The sequence below is a fragment of the Streptomyces sp. NPDC028298 genome, from assembly GCF_055565895.1.
In genome coordinates, this window is record NZ_JBVHTL010000002.1 from 1144573 (window position 1) to 1161577 (window position 17005).

A 17005-nucleotide genomic window follows, 5' to 3' on the forward strand; every position below is an offset into this window, starting at 1 on the left:
GGGATACCGCACCGGGGGCCTGCTCGGGATACCCCAGCCGTCGGGTGGCCTGCTCCGGGCGCCCCGGCCGTCGGGTGACCTGACCGGATACGCCGCCGGGTGGCCTGCCCGGGGTTACCCCGGCGTCGAGTGACCTGACCGGGCACCCCGTCAGATGGCCCGCTCGGGCCACCCGTCGGACGACCGTCCAGGGCCACCCGCTCGGGTGACGCGGTTTTCCACAACCGCCCGGCGGCCCACAGGGCCCAGCGGGCCCGGCCCGGCGGAGGCAGTCTGATCCCGCGGCGATCGCAGCGCATGCGGTCGCCACGGCAGACGCATCCGTACGGGAGGGCTTGACGATGAACGAGACGATGGTGTGCGCGGTGGGCAACGTGGCGACACAGCCCGTGTACCGGGATCTGGCGAACGGCGCGTCGGCGCGGTTCCGGCTGGCGGTGACCTCGCGGTACTGGGACCGCGAGAAGAGCGGGTGGACGGACGGGCACACCAACTTCTTCACGGTGTGGGCCCATCGCGCGCTCGCGACGAACGTGGGCGCCTCGGTCTCGGTGGGCGATCCGGTCATCGTGCAGGGCAGGCTGAAGGTGCGCACCGAGACGCGCGACGGGCAGAGCTGGACGTCGGCGGACATCGACGCGGTGGCGATCGGCCACGACCTCTCGCGCGGCACGTCGGCCTTCCGGCGTCCGTCCAAGGAGGGTGAGCCGGCCGCGGCGCAGCGCCCCGAACCCAGTTGGGAATCGGTCCCCGACACCCCGCCGGATGGCGCGACCCAACCGCGTCCGGAACCGGCCGGGGTGACGTGATGTCAGCGGAGTGATCGATCCGACCGAACTGCGGCTTATCGACAAATACATGGCGAACAGCCCTTATGGCTTTGTCGATAGTCGCAGTTCACGGAAGCGATCGCGATAACGATTCCGAGTCAGATCTGTTGTCGGACGACATGACCGGGAAGAGCGATGCGGCGCTTCTTTAGGATGCCGAACACAGCTCTCGGGGCTTCTGATTCTGCTGGCGGGACCGTCCCCCATGTCAAAGGGTCCTGCGCGAAGGGGAATTCTGTGTCTTCTGCGTTCTCTGTGTTGTCAGCACGCGGGCGAGGGGCAGCCCGTCTCGCCGCAGCGGCCCTCGTGTGGGGGCTCGCCGCCGCGGGCACGGTCGCCGCCGCCGGCACGGCCGACGCCGAGGAGATACCGCAGAGCCAGGCCGGAGCGAGCGCCACGATAGGCGACCTGAAGACGTACGGTTCCGCGGTCGTCCACGAGAACGGCGAGGACTCCTGGGTCTCGGCCGGACTGTTCGAGATGACCGTCGAGAACGGCGGCATGCTGCAGACCTATTGCATCGACCTCCACAACCCGACCCAGCGCGACGCCCGTTATCAGGAGACGTCCTGGAACGGCACGTCGCTGAGCGGCAACAAGGACGCGGGCCGGATCCGCTGGATCCTCGAGAACTCCTACCCGCAGGTGAACGACCTGGCGGCACTGGCCGAGAAGGCCGGTGTCTCCGGTCTGACCGAGCAGGACGCGGCGGCCGGCACCCAGGTCGCGATCTGGCGGTACTCGGACGGCGCCGACGTGGACGCCGCGGACCCGCAGGCGGAGAAGCTCGCGGACTACCTGGAGAAGAACGCGCGGAGCCTGCCGGAGCCCGCGGCCTCGCTAACGCTCACGCCGGCCGCGGTGTCCGGCCGGCCCGGTGAGCGGCTCGGACCGGTCACGGTGCACACCAACGCGGGCAGTGCGACGGTGACCCCGCCCACAGGTATCGCCGCCGCCGGGGTGAGGGTCGTCGACAAGGACGGCAGGCCGATCACCTCCGCGGCGGACGGCAGCCGGATCTACTTCGACGTGCCCGAGGACGGCGCGGACGGTTCCACGTCGCTCACCGTGCAGGCCTCGACGACCGTGCCGGTCGGCCGCGCCTTCACCTCGGAGACCCGCAGTCAGACGCAGATCCTCGCCGGCTCCAGCGAGTCCACCGTCTCCGCGACGGCGAGCGCGAACTGGGCCGCCAAGGGTGCGATACCCGCCCTGTCCGCCCAGAAGAACTGCGCCAAGGGCGGTGTGGACATCACGGTGGCGAACAAGGGCGACGCGGCGTTCACGTTCGAGCTGATGGGCGACGAGCACACGGTCGCGGCCGGGATATCCGAGACCCTCACCATCCCGCTGCAGGAGGACCAGGTCTACGACTTCACGATCGGCGGCACGGACGGCGGCGGGAAGCGGTTCAAGGGCGTGCTGGACTGCAAGACCCAGGGCACGGCGAGCGACCTCTCGACCCAGACGCTGAGCGAGCCGAGCCCGGCGTCGGTGGGTGGTTCCGGCGGGGGCACCGACCTCGCCGAGACCGGCGGCTCCGGACTGACTCCCGTCATCGCGGGCGCGGCCATCGGTCTCGTCGTGATCGGCGGTGCCGTGATGGTGCTCCTCGGCAGGAAGCAGACCCCGCCGCAGGCCTAGGGCCTGTCTGACGCGTGTCGGCGAAGACTCGCCCGCCCGCCGCCCGCCGCCCGCCCGCCGCGCGGACGACGCGACGGTGCGGACACGCGCGAGAAGTCGCCGCCGCCCCGCAGTGTCGCCGCCGCCCCGCAGTGTCGCCGCCGCCCCGCCGACGTGAGTTGACGGGGCGGCGACAGCGGCAGGGCTAGGAGCGGGCGTTGCGGACGCGTACGACGGCGAACGCGGCCGCGAGCAGACCGAGGACGCCGACGATCAGGCCCGCGGTGCCCAGGGCGCGCGCGGTGGAGTCACTGCTCTTGGCGCTCGCGCTCGACTCCTCGGCGCCCGAGGACGAAGAGGACGAGGACGGGGACGAGGACGACGCGTCGGAGCCGGAGGCCCCGGTCCCGGTCGAGGCCGGCTTCTCGGCCGCGCCCTCGGCGGTGAGGGCCAGCACCGGAGCCGGGCTCTCCGGCTCGTCCCCGCCCTTCTGCGCCTGCTCGATCCAGCGGACCACCTTGCCGTCCGAGTAGGTCTGCAGCGTCTTGAAGGTCAACTGGTCGACGTCGTCCGGGAGCTGACCGAAGGCGACCTGGAAGTCCTGGAACTCGCCGTGGCGGATCCGGCCTCCGGTCCAGGTGATCTCGGAGACGGCGTCCGTGATCGTGCCGTCGTCCGTCTTGACGGGCTTCTTCAGCTTCACGGTCGTCGCCTTCGCGGTCCAGCCCGCCTGCGGGGTGACCAGGACGCCCACGACCGGGTGGTCGGTGGGCAGGAAGATCTGCACCTTGGTGGTGCTGGCGGTGTCCTCCTCGTTGGGGACGCGGAAGCTCAGGAGGCCGTCCGTGGCTCCCTTGGCATAGCTCTCGGGGTGGACCGTGACATGCGCGAAGGCCGCGCCGGCGGCGGCCAGGACGCCCGCGGTGGCGAGGGCGGCGACGGTGCCGGTGCGGCGCAGAGTGGTGCTGATCGGGGACATCCGGGAAACTCCGTACTGAGGGGGAACGTGGTCAGGTCGTGAGGGCGAGCCCGGCCGGCGGTCCCCGGCGCGTGACGGCGTGACGCAGCAGCGCCCGGCCGAGCGGCCACGGTTCGGCGGGGGTCCGGCCCACGGCACCCTCGTACGGCCGCACCGGGGGCGGACCCGTCCTCGACCGCCACCACGCGGCGAGTCCCGGCACGAGTGTCGCGGCACGGCGCAGCAGGGACCACAGGGCGGCCTCGCCGCGCCGCAGCCACCACGTCGCCAGCAGGGCGGCGGCGACGTGCGCGGCCGTGGCGTGCGGGGTCAGGGCGTGTGCGGCCGGGTGCGCCATGTGCATCCCGTGCATGTTCATCGTCATGCGCGGCCGGGCGGCCTCGAAGCCGAGGTGGAGGCCAGCCTGCGCGACGAGCATGGCGCCGCCTATCCCGGACAGGGACCGTTCGCGGCCGCCGAGCGCGCAGCCGGCGGCGAAGACGGCGAGGAGTCCCGCGCCCTCGGCGCGGAGCGGCGGCGCCTGGCCGGTGGCGAGGGCGTGCCCCCCGGCGGCCAGCAGCACGCACAGTACGGCGAACACCGCGGCGCGCAGACTCCGTACCGCCGGCGACGCATTCATAGTGCCCAGATACTGCCATGGGGAGGGAGTGACCGTTGCGGCTTCCCCCCGCGACCCTCGGTCCCGGTCCGCCGGGCTTCCCCGATCACCGCTCGGGTAGGGTCCGGCTGAGCCTGAAGGGACCCGAAATGCGTCTTCGCTGTGCCGTGCTGGACGACTATCAGAGCGTCGCGACCCGGATCGCCGACTGGTCGTCCGTCGCGGACACCGTGGAAGTCACCGGATTCGACCGGCACTTCGGCGACGAGGACGCGCTGGCCGCCGCGCTGGCGGACTTCGACATCGTCGTCACGCTGCGCGAACGCGTGCCCTTCCCGGCGTCTCTGCTGGCCCGGCTGCCGCGGCTGAAGCTGCTGATCGCCTCGGGGATGCGCAACACGGTGATCGACTACGCCGCCGCCGAGGCGCACGGGGTGACCGTGTGCGGGACGCCGAGTTCCTCGACGCCCCCGGTCGAGCTGACCTGGGCCCTGCTGCTCGGCCTCGCGCGGGGAATCGTCACGGAGAGCAACTCCCTGCGGGAGGGCGGTCCCTGGCAGAGCACCGTCGGCGCCGATCTGTACGGCCGACGGCTCGGTCTGCTCGGGCTGGGCAAGATCGGCGGCCGGGTGGCCCAGGTGGGGCTCGCCTTCGGCATGCGGGTGAGCGCGTGGAGCCAGAACCTCACCGCGGAGCGGGCCGAGGAGGTGGGCGTGGAACGCGCGTCCTCCAAGCAGGAACTGCTGGCGGACAGCGACTTCGTCTCCATCCACCTCGCGCTCGGCGACCGCACCCGGGGGCTCGTCGGCGCCGCCGAGCTGGCGCTCCTCAAGCCCACCGCCTACCTCGTCAACACCTCCCGCTCGGCGATCGTCGACCAAGAGGCCCTGCTGGCCGCGCTGCACGCGGGGCGTATCGCCGGGGCGGGCATCGACGTGTTCGACACCGAGCCGCTGCCCGCCGGCGATCCGATGCGCTCGGCGCCCCGGCTGCTGGCCACCCCCCACCTCGGCTATGTGTCGCGGTCCAACTACGAGACGTACTACGGGGCGGCCGTCGAGAACATCCGGGCGTTCCTGGCGGGCACACCACTGCGCCGACTCGGCTGACCGCACCGCCCGCTGCACCGACTCGGCCCACCGCACTGCCCGCTCCCCCACCCGCCCGCCACTCCGGCCGCCCCGGGCCGGACGAACGGCCGTCCCCCCGGCCCCTGTTCGAACAGTGATCCCCTGGCGGAACGCCCGTGACCAGGTGTGGACGGACGCGTTGAAGGGGAAGTGCGGTCGCGTCCGAGCCATCGCACTCGTCGAGTCTAAGGAGAACGTGATGTCTCGCATCGCGAAGGCCGCCGCAGTCGTCGTCGGCACGGGTGCCGTGGCCCTCAGCGGCGCCGGCATGGCCATGGCTGACGCCGGCGCCCAGGGTGGGGCCGTCGGCTCGCCCGGTGTCCTGTCGGGCAACGTCATCCAGGCCCCGATCAACGTGCCGGTCAACGTGTGCGGCAACACGATCGACATCGTCGGCCTGCTGAACCCGGCGTTCGGCAACACCTGCGTGAACGGTGGCGGCCACCTCAAGGAGCACCACGGCGGCAAGGAGCACCACGAGGCCCACGGCTACGGCAACTGAGCCGGTCGTCCGGCACGCGCGAGGCCCCCGGCGGGACGTCACCGCCGGGGGCCTTGCCGTTCCCGGGACGCGTGGCCACGCGTCCCGGCAGATGTCTCTATGTGTACCAGTAGATGCCGGTACGCGCGCCGAAAACCGCCGCTAGGCGTAGCGGTAGATGTGACTGTGGTCCTCCATCGAGGCCGGCGTCACACCCCACGGGGGCATCTTCTCGTGGCGGGCGACGATGCGCCGGTACTGGGCGTCGCGGGCCCCCGGGGGACGCTCGGGCAGATAGCGGGCACCTCGGTGCTTCTTCTGCCAGCGCGACCACTGGAGGTCGACGAAGGCGTGGTGCAGCCAGAATACGGGGTCGTTGACGGAGGCCCCGCCCAGCATGTGGCCGCCGACCCAGCGGTGGACCCGGTTGTGGTTCTCCCAGGTGGCGTTCCCCGTCCCGTGCCCCCATCCCTCCAGCCGGTTGCGGAAACCGCGCCTGGTCGTGGAGTCGTAGGGCGCCACGTCGTAGACCGGGTCGGCGAGGGCCGCGTCCAGCGTGGCCCGTGTGGGAAGTTGGATCGGCTTGCGCGGGCGGCCGAACTCGCGCATCAGGAACGCGCCGTCGGTCACGCCCTCCTTGATCGTCCACTTGCCCTGCGCGTAGGCGAAGGGGCCCGTCATGACCTGCCGGTCCGAACGCCGTCCGTCGCCGCCGAGCAGGTCCTTGGTCCACGGCGCGGAGGCCGGGGTGCGGTCCCGGGTCCAGTCCCAGTACGGCACGCTCACACCGGAGTCCACGCGTTGCAGCGCCTGCTCCAGGTCCAGCAGGAAGCAGCGGTGCCAGGGCAGGAACGAGGGTGCCATGTGGGCCGCGCGCAGTCCGCCGTCGCCGTCGGCGACGTAGTAGTCGATGTGCCGGCGGACGAACTCGTCGTACTCCCCGCGGCGTTTGACCTCCAGCATGGCCTTGACGAAACGGCGGCGCTCCGCGCTCGTGAGGGCGCTGACGTTCTTACGCGTGTACACCATGGTGGTGGCCGCTCCCCTCCGTACCGCCGTCGCGGGTGCCGATCGTCGGCCCTCCGGAGCCGCCCGCCCCGCTCCCCATGCTCCCCATGCCCCCCATGCCCCCCATGCTTCTGAGCTGCTCGGCCGGGCCCAGTTGGTCCACGGCCGCGCGTGCCGCGGCCAGCGGTGTCGGATACGACTCGTAGTGGTCGACCATGCTCAGATAGCTGCCGTCCGCGCGGCGCATCAGATGCAGCGGGCGGCCGTCCACCGTGACCTGCCACTCGTCGCCCCCGTAGGCGGCCCGGCCGTCGGAGCCGCCGCGCGTGCCGAGGATGTGCCGGCCGTGGTACATCTCGTCGAAGGAGAGGTCCCGGCCGCGGTGGCGCGGCGGCCGTGAGGCCGCGACGACGGGGGCCAGCGCCACCCCGACGGCCGACACGAGCAGTCCCCGCATCGCGCCGCGCCGGGTGAGCGCCAGTCCGCCCGCCACGCGTCCCGTCCCGCGGCCCCGCGCCGGGGCGTCCGGCACCCGGCCGTCGCGCCCGCGCCTCGGTACTCTGCCCGGCATCCACCTGGCGAACATGCTTCTCTCCTCCACGAACTCATGCTGTGACGGTCGGTTTCGGGAAGCCCGACGGCGGCGGGCCGAGGGCCCACGGCGACGAGGGCCGGCGTGCCCCCGGGCGCCGGAGGCGGGCCCGAGGCGGGCTCAGGGGTCCGCGCCGTCGGGCGGAAGGTCTAGGAACCGGAGCCCATCTCCAGGTTCGCCACCGGCACGGTCTTCAGCAGCGGTGTGAGCACGGCGGCCTGAGGCGTCTTCAGCCCGGGAAGACCGAGGTGGTCGGGGTTCGGCGCGCCGATCGGGGTGTCCAGGCTCGCTCCGGGGGTCAGCGCTTCGAGGCCGGCCGCGGGAGCGGAGAGCCCGAGGTGGTCGAAGCCGTGGCCGAGGACGCGCGGGAGCGGCGTACGGAGCCGGGCTCCGGGCAGCCCGCCGCTGAGGGGCACCTGCGGCACGGCCCGTTCGGGGATCATCCGGCCCTCGACGTACCGCGGTCCCTCCAGCCGGCCCGGCAGCGGCAACGGCAGTTCACCCGAGACGCTGGGCGCCTTCAGGCCGAGGGACCGCTCGACTCCGTCCAGCGGCACCGGGATCGGAACGGTGTCGGCCGCGACGGCGGGCGCTGCCGAGGCGACACCCACCGCCGCGGCCACCCCGGTCATGACGGCGGCGAGCGTTCCTCGTGTGGTCGGCTTCATCTCAGGTACGGGCCCTTTCAGGATTCGGCGGATCGGCGTCCGTACCCGTAACGATTCCGGGACGTCATCAGCTCAAGATTCCCCCGACGGCCTCATTAGTCGTCCGATAGGCGGATTCAGCTCGTCCAGAAATCCCACCAGCGGGTGAGGATCAGCATTCCGATGACGCCGATGTGCAGTGCCGGGAGAACCCAGGTGAACTCCGCGAGGAATACTTTCAGCCATTCCGGTGCGGGCAGGAATTCGTTCCGCACGTTGAACGACGTGACGTACCAGAACATGATGATCGTGGCGACCCAGGCCAGACAGCACCACAGACAGAGCGCGTTGATCCGGTAGAAGGACTGGAACTGGAGCCAGCTCACGAATCCGACGCCGAACAACGTGCCCGCGTTGAAGGTCAGCCAGTACCACCGCGGAAATCGGGCTCCGGTGAACAGGCTGACGCCGACACAGATCACCACGCTGTACGTCACCAGGCCGAGCATCGGGTTGGGGAACCCGAAGGCCGAGGCCTGTTCGCTCTTCATGACGCTGCCGCAGGAGACGACGGGGTTCAGGCTGCAGCCCGGGACGAAGTTCGGGTTCTCCAGCAGCTTGAACTTGTCGATCGTGATGACCCACGCGGCGAGGAGGCCGGCCGCCCCGGTGATCACCAGCAGCACCGCGAGGGCACGGCTGCTGCCGGCGGTGTGTCCGCGCGCGCCGTCGGCTCCGCCGCCCGTGCCCGGTGCCTCGCCGCCCGTCCCCCGCCCCGCGGCGGCCGTCATCAGCCGCGCAGCCTACGCGCGGGCAGCAGCACGTGGGACGCGCTGAGCAGGGTCTCCTCGTCGCCCGCGAAGGCCGTCAGGTCCTCGGGTGCCACGGGGTGACCGGGCCGGGCGACGGGCCAGGCGCGGGTGGCGAACAGGAAGTAGGCGTAGCCGCGTTCGCCGACCGCCGCGAGCCACTCCGGCGGCGCGACGCACTGGGCGTTGAGGTGCGGCATGCTGACGACGGCCTGGCCGGCCTCGACGAGCAGGGTGAGGGGCAGGCTCGGCTGCCGGGATCCGTCGATGAGCGTGTCGCCCACGGGCAGTCCGTTGTCGATCAGGAGCTGCCGGATGGCCGCCGCGGATCCCTCGGGACCCCCGTCGCCGTCTCCCAGCGAGTAGGCGAGGAGATAGGGCATGTCGCCGTCGGGGGTTTCTCCACTGAATGCCATGACGGCGAGCGTGCCGAGATCGGCGGCCCGAAGCGGGCTCATTTCACTTGAGGTTGAGGTCACCGCGGAACCTTATCGATGCGCCCGTTCGGGTTCTGCGCCGAAATCACCCGCCCGGGGGATGTCCGAGGGCGTGACCACACGAACGAGGTACGCGGCTCGAACAGCGCGAAGGGCCGATTCCGCACCTGGGGAACCGGCCCTTCCCGTCACTTCGGCGGTACGGCGTCAGTGGTTCAGGCAGGTGTTGCCGAAAGCCGGGTTCAGCAGGCCGACGACGTCGACGGTGTTGCCGCAGACATTGACCGGAATGTGAACGGGAACCTGCAGGACGTTGCCCGACAGGACACCGGGGGAATTGACCGCGGCACCCTCGGCGCCCGAGTCGGCGGCGGCGCTGCCCGCGGCGGCACCCGCGGCCATTCCGGCGGTGGCGAAAATAAGAGCGGCCTTCTTGGCAGTGTTCATTGTGAGCCCTTTCATCGGAGATTTTCTCCAGAGCCTAGGGAAATGCCCGACGCGCATTGTGGAAGACACGCACACGGGAGATGCGAATAACGGATACGACTAACCCTGAAGGGGAAGTCCGCCGAGGAGCTGCGCCGGGGCGGCGGTCGTGTTGAGCGTCTTCGTCGCGTCGTTCACGCCGCTCAGCACGGAGCCCTTGCTCTCGGTGTCGAGCGCGTTCGACTGGTGCTGGAGGGGAAGAACGTCCTGCACGCTGAGCGAGTGCTGGCTGGTGACGGTCTCCAGGGCGCCGTTGAGGCTGGAGGGCGTGAGGCCGGAGGCTCCGGCGGCGAACGCGGGCGCGGCGGCACCGGCGACGACGAGGGACCCGGCGACCGCGGCGGCGGCCTTGAGAGACTTCATCGTGTTCCTTTCTTCGGCGACGGATGCCGCCGGCGGGAATTCCTCTGTGCGCTGCCTAACGAGCCCCGAACGCGACGGAAACTCCGCGTGCGGAAAATTCCCGTACCACCGGCGTGGGCCGCGACGCGGACCGGCCGCCCCCCGTTTCCGGAGAGCGGCCGGCCAGAAGGGTCCGCGATGACGACGTCAGCCGTTGACGCAGGTGTTCCCGAACGCGGGGTTCAGCAGGCCGATGACGTTGACGGTGTTGCCGCAGACGTTGACCGGGATGTGAACGGGAACCTGCAGGACGTTGCCCGACAGGACGCCCGGGGAGTGGGCGGCCGCGCCGTGCGCGCCGCTGTCGGCGGCGGCGATGCCGGCGGTGCCGGCCACGGCGGCGGCGGCAACGGAGGTCAGGGCCAGGCCCTTCGCGATACGCGACATGGAGAAGTGCTCCTTGAGAAATCGACACAACATCCGGGCGGGATGCCCGGCTCTGGTTCAACGCGTGGCGCTCACGCGGGTTGTGCCTCCAAAGGAGTGATGTCCGGGACGGCCGGGCTTCACCAATCCGACACACATCGTCGCTTTCACTGATAAATGCGGACACCGGCTAGAGTCGGGCTCTCCGAGGGCGTCCGGAAGCGGGCGTCGAGGGGCGCCGGCAGCTCGCGGGGAGCCGAAGCGCACGCGTCTGATGCATCGGATTCTCGGATTTCCGTCCGTCCGCTGGTCCAGAACCTTTTCCCCGAAAGGGCACCGCCGGTCATGCGAACTTCCCCGGGCCTGCCGCTGCGCCGTGCGATCGCGGGCCGCTCCGCCCCCGCCACCCTCCGGACCCCCTGCGGCCCGGCGTCCGCGGAGCCATCCCTCACCGGCAGGACGCGGCCCGCCAACTCCTCAACGGGCCGCCGCAGTTCCACGAGATCCGCCCCGCGCCACGACCCGGACCTCCTCGGTCCCGGCAAGGAGATCCGCGCCGGGGGTGACCAGTTGGCCTTCCGGATCGTTTCGCAGCGGGACGCGGCCTGGGTCGGAGCACTGTTCGCCGCCGTCGCAGCGAAGCAGTGACGCGCGCCCCGGCGCGCCGCCCGTGAGCAAGGAACCGCGCATGCATCTGCCAACAGACCCTCCGCCGCGGGTCCTTCATGTCACGCAGCCGGTCGACGGCGGTGTCGCCCGCGTGGTCACCGACCTCGTCGGCGCCCAGCTCGCCGCCGGGACGCGCGTGACCGTCGCCTGCCCGGACGGCAACGGCTTCGCCCGGGAGGTGCGGGCGCTCGGCGCGGACGTGCGCCCCTGGCACGCGACGCGGGCACCGGGGCCGCAGCTCGCCCAGGAGGTACGCAGGCTCGGCCGGGTGCTGGCGCGGGTACGGCCCGACGTGGTGCACGCCCACAGCGCGAAGGCGGGGCTCGCGGCCCGGCTCGCGCTGCGCGGCCGGGTGCCGACGGTGTTCCAGCCGCACGCCTGGTCGTTCGAGGCCGTGGACGGTGCGGCGGCCGCGCTCGCGCTGCGCTGGGAGCGGTGGGGTGCCCGCTGGGCGTCCCGGGTGGTGTGCGTCAGCGAGGCGGAGCGCATGACCGGCGTACGAGCCGGAGTGCGCGCCCCCTGGAGGGTGATCCCCAACGGCGTCGACCCCGAGCGCTTCCGCCCCGACTCCGTGGACAGCGCGCGAGCCGGGATCCCGCTGCTCGCGGGGATGGATCCGGCGGCTCCGCTGGTGATGTGCGTGGGACGGCTGTGCCGCCAGAAGGGGCAGGACATCCTCCTGGAGGCCTGGCCCGCGGTGCTGCGGCGGGTGCCCGCGGCGCGGCTCGTGCTCGTCGGGGACGGGCCGGACGCGGCACGGCTGCGCGCCGGGGCACCACGAGAGGTGCTGTTCGCCGGGGCCGCCGCCGACGCGGTGCCCTGGTACCAGGCCGCCGACCTGGTCGTACTGCCGTCCCGCTGGGAAGGCATGGCGCTGGCCCCCCTGGAGGCCATGGCCTGCGGGCGGCCGGTCGTCATGACGGACGTGGACGGCGCCCGCGAGAGCCTGCCACCGGGACACGACACCCACTGCCTGGTGGCCTCGCCCGAACCGGCGCCGCTGGCCGGGGCGATCGCCGCGCTGCTGGCCGACGCCCCGCTGCGCGCGTCGCTCGGCCGACAGGGGCGCGGCCACGTACTGACCACGCACGACGTGCGCCTCACGGCCGACGCGGTCGCGGGGGTGTACCGCGAACTACTGACCGGGCGACAGCCGCAGCACGCCGGGGGCGTCATGTGCGCGGACCACACCGAGTGCAGGGAGTCCATCCACTCGTGACTGCGGAAAGCACCGTTCCCTCCCCCGGCGGCCAGCCCCGGGAGTACGGATCCTCATCCCTCACGGTCATGCCGTCGCGCGGGACCGGCGGCGGTCTCAGATTCCCGGCCGGACAGCGGCGGCGCACCGTCAGGCGCGCCTCCTGGCTGCCGCTCGCGGCCGTGGACGCCGTCGCGGCGCTGACGGCCGGACAGACCCTCGCGGAGGTCCAGCGGCACCCGCCGGCCCTCGTCGCCCTCCTGCTCGGCGTGGTGTTACTGAACGCGCGGGCCTCCCTGTACCGGCCGGCACCCCTGCCCGCCCTGCTCGACGAACTGCCCGCCGTCTGCGCCCGGATCGCGGTCGTCTGGTGCGCCCTGGCCGCCGTCCTCGCCGCGTTCGCCCCGGACGAGGCGCTGTCGGCCCGGACGCTGGCGCTGGGATGTGCCGCGCAGGCGGTGATCGGCCTGGCCGGCCGCGGCGCGGTGCACTGGCGCCGCCGCCGGGCCCTCGCGCGGCACCCCGCCGCCGCCCTGGTGATCGGTCCCGCCGGGACGGCCCAGCGGGTGGCCGCGGCGTTCCTGCGCCACCCGGACTGCGGGGTGCGGCCGGTCGGTGTCGTCGCCGACCGGCCGACCGGCCTCGACGTCCTGCCGGTGCTCACCACCGGTGAGGAGGTCCAGCGGGCGCTCATCCAGAACAGCGTGCGCGCCGTGCTGGTGGTGGAGCCGCCGAGCCGGCGCGGGCCGACGCTGCGGGCGCTGGCCCTCGCGGGCTGCGCGCTGTGGGAGGTCGACCCGGACTCGCCGTCGTACGACCGGGCCGGTGGGCACACGCTGGCCGGCTTCGCCTGCCGCCCCCTGTCGGTCGGCGGGCGGCGCGCCGGTTTCGGGAAGCGGTTCCTCGACGTCGCCGTCTCCGGTGCGCTGCTGCTGCTGGTCAGTCCGCTGCTGCTGGCGTTCGCGGCCGTCCTGCGGCTGACCGACGGACCCGGTGTGGTGTTCCGGCAGGAGCGCATCGGCAAGGACGGACGGCCGTTCACGCTGCTGAAGTTCCGCACCCACCGCCCGGTCGACGCGCACGAGGCCGCGACCCGCTGGAGCGTGGCGGGCGAGCAGGAGATGAGCCGCTTCTGCCAGTTCCTGCGGCGCACCTCGCTGGATGAGCTGCTCCAGCTCATGAACGTCCTCAGGGGCGACATGAGCCTGGTCGGCCCGCGCCCCGAACGGCCCTACTTCGTCACCAAGTTCAGCCAGACCTACCCCGGATACGCGGCCCGTCACCGGATGCAGACCGGCATCACCGGACTCGCCCAGGTGCACGGGCTGCGCGGCGACACCTCGATCGAGGACCGGTGCCGCTTCGACAACGCGTACATCGACAACTGGTCGATGTGGCAGGACATCTGCATCCTGCTGCGCACGGCCGTGGCGCTGGTGCGCCCGACGGGGAGCTGAGCCGGTGAGCCAGGCCCTGCCCCTCGCTCCCCTGGACAGCGTGACCGCGGCCCTGCGGCGGGCGCTGCCGGTGCTGCCCGTCGTCGCGGTGATCGCGCTGCTCGGGCTGCCGATCGCACCGAGCGGCGAGGGCGGCGCGAACATCGCGGACGCCATGTCCGGTCTCGTGGTGCTGTGCTGCGCGGTGCGTCTCGTACGGACCCGGCGGCGCCCCCTGTCCGCGACCGCGGCCCTGGTCCTCGGGCTCCCCGTGGTCGGCATCTCGGTCGCGGCGGCCGGGGCGACGGACCCGGGGGCGGGGATCACCGGCCTCACCCGGTATCTGCAGATCTTCGTGCTGGTACCGGCCGCGGTCCTGCTGCTCGTCCGCGACCGGCGCGACTTCCGGCTGCTGGCCTGGTCGTTCGTCGCGCTGGCGCTGTGGCAGGGGGCAGTGGGGGTACGGCAGTACGTCACCGGGACCGGCGCCTCGTACCAGGGCGAGGACGTCCGGGCGGTCGGCACCTTCGGACCCACCGACGTGATGGGCATGGCGACGGTGGTCGCGTTCGGGCTGGTGTGCGCGGTGGCGCTGGCCCTGGGAGCGGGTGAGGAGCGGCGGCGCGCGGTCGCCGTGGTGTGCGCGCTGGCCCTGCTGCCGCCGCTGGCCCTCTCGTTCAGCCGGGGCGCGTGGATCGCCACGGCCGTGGCCTGCGGCGCGCAGCTCGTGCTGGCGGGGGTGCGGCGCGCGGCGCGGACGGTCGCGGTGCTGGCCGCGGCCGGGGTGATCCTGGTGGGCGGGCTGGGCTTCGGCAGCGCGATGCTCCAGGAGCGGGTCGCCAGCATCACGCAGGTCACCGACGCGCCGGACCAGTCGGTGACGGACCGGTACACGATGTGGGCGGCGGCGACCGACATGTGGCGCGAGCACCCGCTGACGGGCGTCGGGCTGAAGGGCTTCCCCGAGTACCGGGACGGTCATGCCTCACTCGCGCTGTCCTCGGGCAGCGACATCGCGGGCGCCGGGGCCGCCTTCCACAAGCAGGCGCTGCTCTCGCCGCACAACATGTATCTCCTCGTCCTCAGTGAGCAGGGTCTTCTCGGACTGCTCGCCCTGGCGGGCGGCTGGCTCGTCCTGCTGGTGGGCGCGCTGCGCGGGCTCGTACGGGTGCGCCGCGCGGCACGGGACGGGACGGAATCCGGCCTCGCCTCCGGCCGGAGGCCGCCCGGCACGGACTGCGCGCTCGTGGCGTGCGGGCTGCTCGTCTGGCAGTTGGTCGACTTCGTGTACGCGGACATCGGCGGCCCCTCGACGGTTCTGACCGGCGTCGTCTTCGGCGTCATCGGCTGGTGGGCGCTGATGGATCCGTCGGTGACACCGGGCACCGAGGGATCGGCGCCGACGGCCGCCGTTCGGGAAGAGGCCGCGGCACGATGACGGTGACACCCCCCAGGACGGGCGAGGACCCGGACACGAACCCGGCCCTCGGAACGAGCACGGACACGGGCGCGGGCAGGGATGCGAGCGCGAGCCTGGATGCCTGCGCGAGCGCGGGTACGAGCGCGAGCGCGGGCCGGGGTACGAGCGCGGGCACCAGCGCAGGCACGGGCGCGGGTACGGGTACGGGTACGGGCACGGATACGGGTGAGCGGAAGCGTGCCCGTTCCGGGACGCGTGACGGGCGGGTGCCCGGGGCGCGGGAGAGCGGGGGCCGGCCCGAGACCACGTCCAACCGGTTCCTCGCCAGGGCGGCCCTCGTCACCATCGCCCTCTCGATCGCCGGAGCCCTCCTGGGCCTCGGCCGGGACCAGGCGCTCGCGCATCTGTTCGGGGCCGGGTCGGACACGGACGCGTTCCTCGTCGCCTGGACGGTGCCGGAGTTCGCGGCGACCCTGCTGATCGAGGACGGGCTGGCCTTCGTCCTGATCCCCGCGTTCAGCGTGGCGGTGACCCGGCGCGCCCGGGGAGCCGCCGGCGATCCCGTGCGCGCGCTGGTCGCCGCCACCCTGCCCCGGCTGACCTTCGCCTTCGCGGCCGTCGGGGCGCTGCTGATCGCGGGGGCGCCGTACCTGGTCGAGGCGCTCGCGCCCGGCCTGCCCGATCCCCGGCTCGCGGTGGACTGCACCCGGCTGACCGCGACCTGCGTGTTCTCCTTCGGGCTCGCCGGGTACTGCAGCGCGGCCCTGCGGGCGCACCGCCGGTTCGTGGCACCGGCGGCGATCTACATGGCGTACAACGCCGGGATCATCGCGGTGATGTTCGTCCTCGGCGCGCGCTACGGCGTGCGGTCGGCGGCGCTCGGTGTCGCGGTCGGCGGCGCCCTGATGGTGGTGGCGCAGGCCCCGTCGCTGTGGCGGCAGCTCCGGCGCGGGGAGTCGGCGGCCGGGACCCCGGACGGTGAACCGGCCCGCCCGATGGACCTCACCCTCGTCGGCACGGTGCTGCTCTTCGCGCTGTGCCGGCAGTCCCAGGTCCTCATCGAACGCTTCCTGGCCTCCTCGCTGCCCGCCGGGGCCATCTCGCATCTGAACTACGCCCAGAAAGTGGCCCAGATGCCGATGGTGCTGTCGCTGATGCTCTGCACGGTCACCTTCCCCGTGGTCGCGCAGGCCATCGCCGAGGGCGACACGGAGCGGGCCCGCGACCGGGTGGAGCGCGATCTGACACTCGTCGCCTGCACGGTGCTCCTCGGCACGGCGGCGGTCGTGGCGTGCGCCCCGCAGATCATCCACCTGCTCTTCCAGCGCGGCGCGTTCACCGCCCAGGACACGGCGGCCACCGCGGCCGTCATGCGGGTGTACGCCCTCGGACTGCTCGGCCACACCCTGGTGGGCGCGCTCGTGCGCTCGTACTTCTGCTCGGGGCGGCCGACCTGGTACCCGCTGTTCGCGATGACCGCGGGAATCGTCGCGACCTGCTGGACCGGGGTCCTGGCCGTCGGCCCCTGGGGGGTCTGCGGCATCGCAGCGGCCAACGCGGCCGGCATCACCCTCACCGCCGGGCTCCTGCTGTACGGCATGGGTCCGCGCAGCGTGCCGATCCGCACCCGCGCGGTGCTGTCCGAGATCGGCAAACCGCTGCGGGCCGCCCTGACCGCGGCGGTGACCGGTGGTCTGTGCGCGAGCGGCGTGGATGACCCGCTGCTCGGACTCGTCGTCGGCGGCACGGTCGTGACCGTCGTCTTCGCCCTGCTGGCCTGGGCCTTCCGGGTCGAGGGGTTCGCCTCCGCTCTCCGTTCCGTCACACGAAGGGTTTCCTGTGCCCGTTTCCGCTGACAGCAGCAGACGTACCGGTACGAACGCCCTCGACGCGC

Annotated in this window: 19 protein-coding genes; 9 read left to right on the forward strand and 10 right to left on the reverse strand. The window is 72.7% G+C overall.

All coding sequences use genetic code 11. The annotated features are described in order from the left end of the window. The first annotated feature begins 341 nt into the window (after positions 1-341). Both ACZ4TO_RS13525 and ACZ4TO_RS13530 read left to right on the forward strand, forming a co-directional pair. A complete protein-coding gene (locus tag ACZ4TO_RS13525) occupies positions 342-809 on the forward strand; it encodes a single-stranded DNA-binding protein (protein ID WP_385045012.1) in 468 nt (155 codons plus the stop codon). 279 nt (positions 810-1088) lie between these two features. Then, positions 1089-2474: a Cys-Gln thioester bond-forming surface protein gene (locus ACZ4TO_RS13530; protein WP_468024211.1), complete on the forward strand. Its 1386-nt coding sequence runs from the start codon at positions 1089-1091 to the stop codon at positions 2472-2474. A gap of 184 nt (positions 2475-2658) precedes the next feature. Here ACZ4TO_RS13530 and ACZ4TO_RS13535 read toward each other — a convergent pair whose 3' ends face one another. Together ACZ4TO_RS13535 and ACZ4TO_RS13540 are read right to left on the reverse strand one after the other, a co-directional pair. Next, on the reverse strand, positions 2659-3432 hold the full coding sequence (locus ACZ4TO_RS13535; RefSeq protein WP_468024212.1) for a YcnI family protein: 774 nt from the start codon (positions 3430-3432) through the stop codon (positions 2659-2661). 31 nt (positions 3433-3463) lie between these two features. Further along, positions 3464-4051 carry a hypothetical protein gene (locus ACZ4TO_RS13540; RefSeq protein WP_468024213.1) on the reverse strand — a complete coding sequence of 196 codons (588 nt, stop codon included), beginning with the start codon at positions 4049-4051 and terminating at the stop codon, positions 3464-3466. 128 nt (positions 4052-4179) lie between these two features. Between ACZ4TO_RS13540 and ACZ4TO_RS13545 the strand changes: the two genes are divergently transcribed. Both ACZ4TO_RS13545 and ACZ4TO_RS13550 read left to right on the forward strand, forming a co-directional pair. Then, a complete protein-coding gene (locus ACZ4TO_RS13545) occupies positions 4180-5139 on the forward strand; it encodes a D-2-hydroxyacid dehydrogenase family protein (RefSeq protein WP_468024214.1) in 960 nt (319 codons plus the stop codon). A gap of 220 nt (positions 5140-5359) precedes the next feature. Next, positions 5360-5662 (forward strand): chaplin, encoded by a 303-nt coding sequence (locus ACZ4TO_RS13550; RefSeq protein WP_382789692.1) that lies wholly within the window; start codon positions 5360-5362, stop codon positions 5660-5662. Between the two features lie 141 nt (positions 5663-5803). On the opposite strand, the gene ACZ4TO_RS13555 is transcribed toward ACZ4TO_RS13550, so the two are convergent. The 8 genes from ACZ4TO_RS13555 to chpG form a co-directional block, all read right to left on the reverse strand. After that, positions 5804-6670: a tyrosinase family protein gene (locus ACZ4TO_RS13555; protein WP_382789695.1), complete on the reverse strand. Its 867-nt coding sequence runs from the start codon at positions 6668-6670 to the stop codon at positions 5804-5806. Next, entirely contained in the window at positions 6654-7235 is a 582-nt protein-coding gene (locus ACZ4TO_RS13560; protein ID WP_468024215.1) for a tyrosinase family oxidase copper chaperone, read from the reverse strand. The genes ACZ4TO_RS13555 and ACZ4TO_RS13560 overlap by 17 nt, the downstream gene beginning before the upstream one ends. Positions 7236-7390: 155 nt before the next feature. Then, positions 7391-7909, reverse strand: a complete 519-nt coding sequence (locus tag ACZ4TO_RS13565; RefSeq protein WP_382789700.1) for a hypothetical protein — start codon at positions 7907-7909, stop codon at positions 7391-7393. A gap of 116 nt (positions 7910-8025) precedes the next feature. Beyond that, the gene (locus tag ACZ4TO_RS13570) at positions 8026-8679 is read right to left on the reverse strand and encodes a vitamin K epoxide reductase family protein (RefSeq protein WP_468024216.1); all 654 of its coding nucleotides are present in this window, start codon (positions 8677-8679) and stop codon (positions 8026-8028) included. After that, positions 8679-9176 (reverse strand): DUF5949 family protein, encoded by a 498-nt coding sequence (locus ACZ4TO_RS13575; protein WP_382789706.1) that lies wholly within the window; start codon positions 9174-9176, stop codon positions 8679-8681. The genes ACZ4TO_RS13570 and ACZ4TO_RS13575 overlap by 1 nt, the downstream gene beginning before the upstream one ends. 165 nt (positions 9177-9341) lie before the next feature. Beyond that, a complete protein-coding gene (locus ACZ4TO_RS13580) occupies positions 9342-9581 on the reverse strand; it encodes a chaplin (protein WP_382789709.1) in 240 nt (79 codons plus the stop codon). Positions 9582-9680: 99 nt separating this feature from the next. Continuing rightward, complete coding sequence (locus ACZ4TO_RS13585; RefSeq protein ID WP_382789712.1) at positions 9681-9983, reverse strand: hypothetical protein; 303 nt, start codon at positions 9981-9983, stop codon at positions 9681-9683. A gap of 186 nt (positions 9984-10169) precedes the next feature. Beyond that, positions 10170-10409, reverse strand: a complete 240-nt coding sequence (gene chpG, locus ACZ4TO_RS13590; RefSeq protein ID WP_339129423.1) for a chaplin ChpG — start codon at positions 10407-10409, stop codon at positions 10170-10172. A 324-nt stretch (positions 10410-10733) separates the two neighbouring features. Between chpG and ACZ4TO_RS13595 the strand changes: the two genes are divergently transcribed. The 5 genes from ACZ4TO_RS13595 to murJ are packed head-to-tail and all read left to right on the forward strand — an operon-like array spanning position 10734 to position 16967. After that, positions 10734-11036 carry a hypothetical protein gene (locus ACZ4TO_RS13595; protein ID WP_468024217.1) on the forward strand — a complete coding sequence of 101 codons (303 nt, stop codon included), beginning with the start codon at positions 10734-10736 and terminating at the stop codon, positions 11034-11036. A 40-nt stretch (positions 11037-11076) separates the two neighbouring features. Further along, complete coding sequence (locus ACZ4TO_RS13600) at positions 11077-12276, forward strand: glycosyltransferase family 4 protein (RefSeq protein ID WP_385044983.1); 1200 nt, start codon at positions 11077-11079, stop codon at positions 12274-12276. Next, the gene (locus ACZ4TO_RS13605) at positions 12273-13712 is read left to right on the forward strand and encodes an exopolysaccharide biosynthesis polyprenyl glycosylphosphotransferase (RefSeq protein ID WP_468024218.1); all 1440 of its coding nucleotides are present in this window, start codon (positions 12273-12275) and stop codon (positions 13710-13712) included. Before ACZ4TO_RS13600 ends, ACZ4TO_RS13605 begins: the two co-directional genes overlap by 4 nt. Positions 13713-13716: 4 nt before the next feature. Continuing rightward, positions 13717-15129, forward strand: coding sequence for an O-antigen ligase family protein (locus tag ACZ4TO_RS13610; protein WP_468024219.1), 1413 nt, complete (start codon positions 13717-13719; stop codon positions 15127-15129). Next, on the forward strand, positions 15126-16967 hold the full coding sequence (murJ, locus tag ACZ4TO_RS13615) for a murein biosynthesis integral membrane protein MurJ (RefSeq protein WP_468024220.1): 1842 nt from the start codon (positions 15126-15128) through the stop codon (positions 16965-16967). The genes ACZ4TO_RS13610 and murJ overlap by 4 nt, the downstream gene beginning before the upstream one ends. The last annotated feature ends 38 nt before the right edge of the window (positions 16968-17005 follow it).

Coding starts and splice junctions, on each gene's coding strand:
- murJ (WP_468024220.1), top strand. CDS start 15,126: ATGACGGTGACACCCCCCAGGACGGGCGAGGACCCGGACACGAACCCG.
- ACZ4TO_RS13560 (WP_468024215.1), bottom strand. CDS start 7,235: ATGTTCGCCAGGTGGATGCCGGGCAGAGTACCGAGGCGCGGGCGCGAC.
- ACZ4TO_RS13545 (WP_468024214.1), top strand. CDS start 4,180: ATGCGTCTTCGCTGTGCCGTGCTGGACGACTATCAGAGCGTCGCGACC.
- ACZ4TO_RS13565 (WP_382789700.1), bottom strand. CDS start 7,909: ATGAAGCCGACCACACGAGGAACGCTCGCCGCCGTCATGACCGGGGTG.
- ACZ4TO_RS13525 (WP_385045012.1), top strand. CDS start 342: ATGAACGAGACGATGGTGTGCGCGGTGGGCAACGTGGCGACACAGCCC.
- ACZ4TO_RS13600 (WP_385044983.1), top strand. CDS start 11,077: ATGCATCTGCCAACAGACCCTCCGCCGCGGGTCCTTCATGTCACGCAG.
- ACZ4TO_RS13585 (WP_382789712.1), bottom strand. CDS start 9,983: ATGAAGTCTCTCAAGGCCGCCGCCGCGGTCGCCGGGTCCCTCGTCGTC.
- ACZ4TO_RS13535 (WP_468024212.1), bottom strand. CDS start 3,432: ATGTCCCCGATCAGCACCACTCTGCGCCGCACCGGCACCGTCGCCGCC.
- ACZ4TO_RS13550 (WP_382789692.1), top strand. CDS start 5,360: ATGTCTCGCATCGCGAAGGCCGCCGCAGTCGTCGTCGGCACGGGTGCC.
- ACZ4TO_RS13580 (WP_382789709.1), bottom strand. CDS start 9,581: ATGAACACTGCCAAGAAGGCCGCTCTTATTTTCGCCACCGCCGGAATG.
- ACZ4TO_RS13540 (WP_468024213.1), bottom strand. CDS start 4,051: ATGAATGCGTCGCCGGCGGTACGGAGTCTGCGCGCCGCGGTGTTCGCC.
- ACZ4TO_RS13595 (WP_468024217.1), top strand. CDS start 10,734: ATGCGAACTTCCCCGGGCCTGCCGCTGCGCCGTGCGATCGCGGGCCGC.
- ACZ4TO_RS13570 (WP_468024216.1), bottom strand. CDS start 8,679: ATGACGGCCGCCGCGGGGCGGGGGACGGGCGGCGAGGCACCGGGCACG.
- ACZ4TO_RS13555 (WP_382789695.1), bottom strand. CDS start 6,670: ATGGTGTACACGCGTAAGAACGTCAGCGCCCTCACGAGCGCGGAGCGC.
- chpG (WP_339129423.1), bottom strand. CDS start 10,409: ATGTCGCGTATCGCGAAGGGCCTGGCCCTGACCTCCGTTGCCGCCGCC.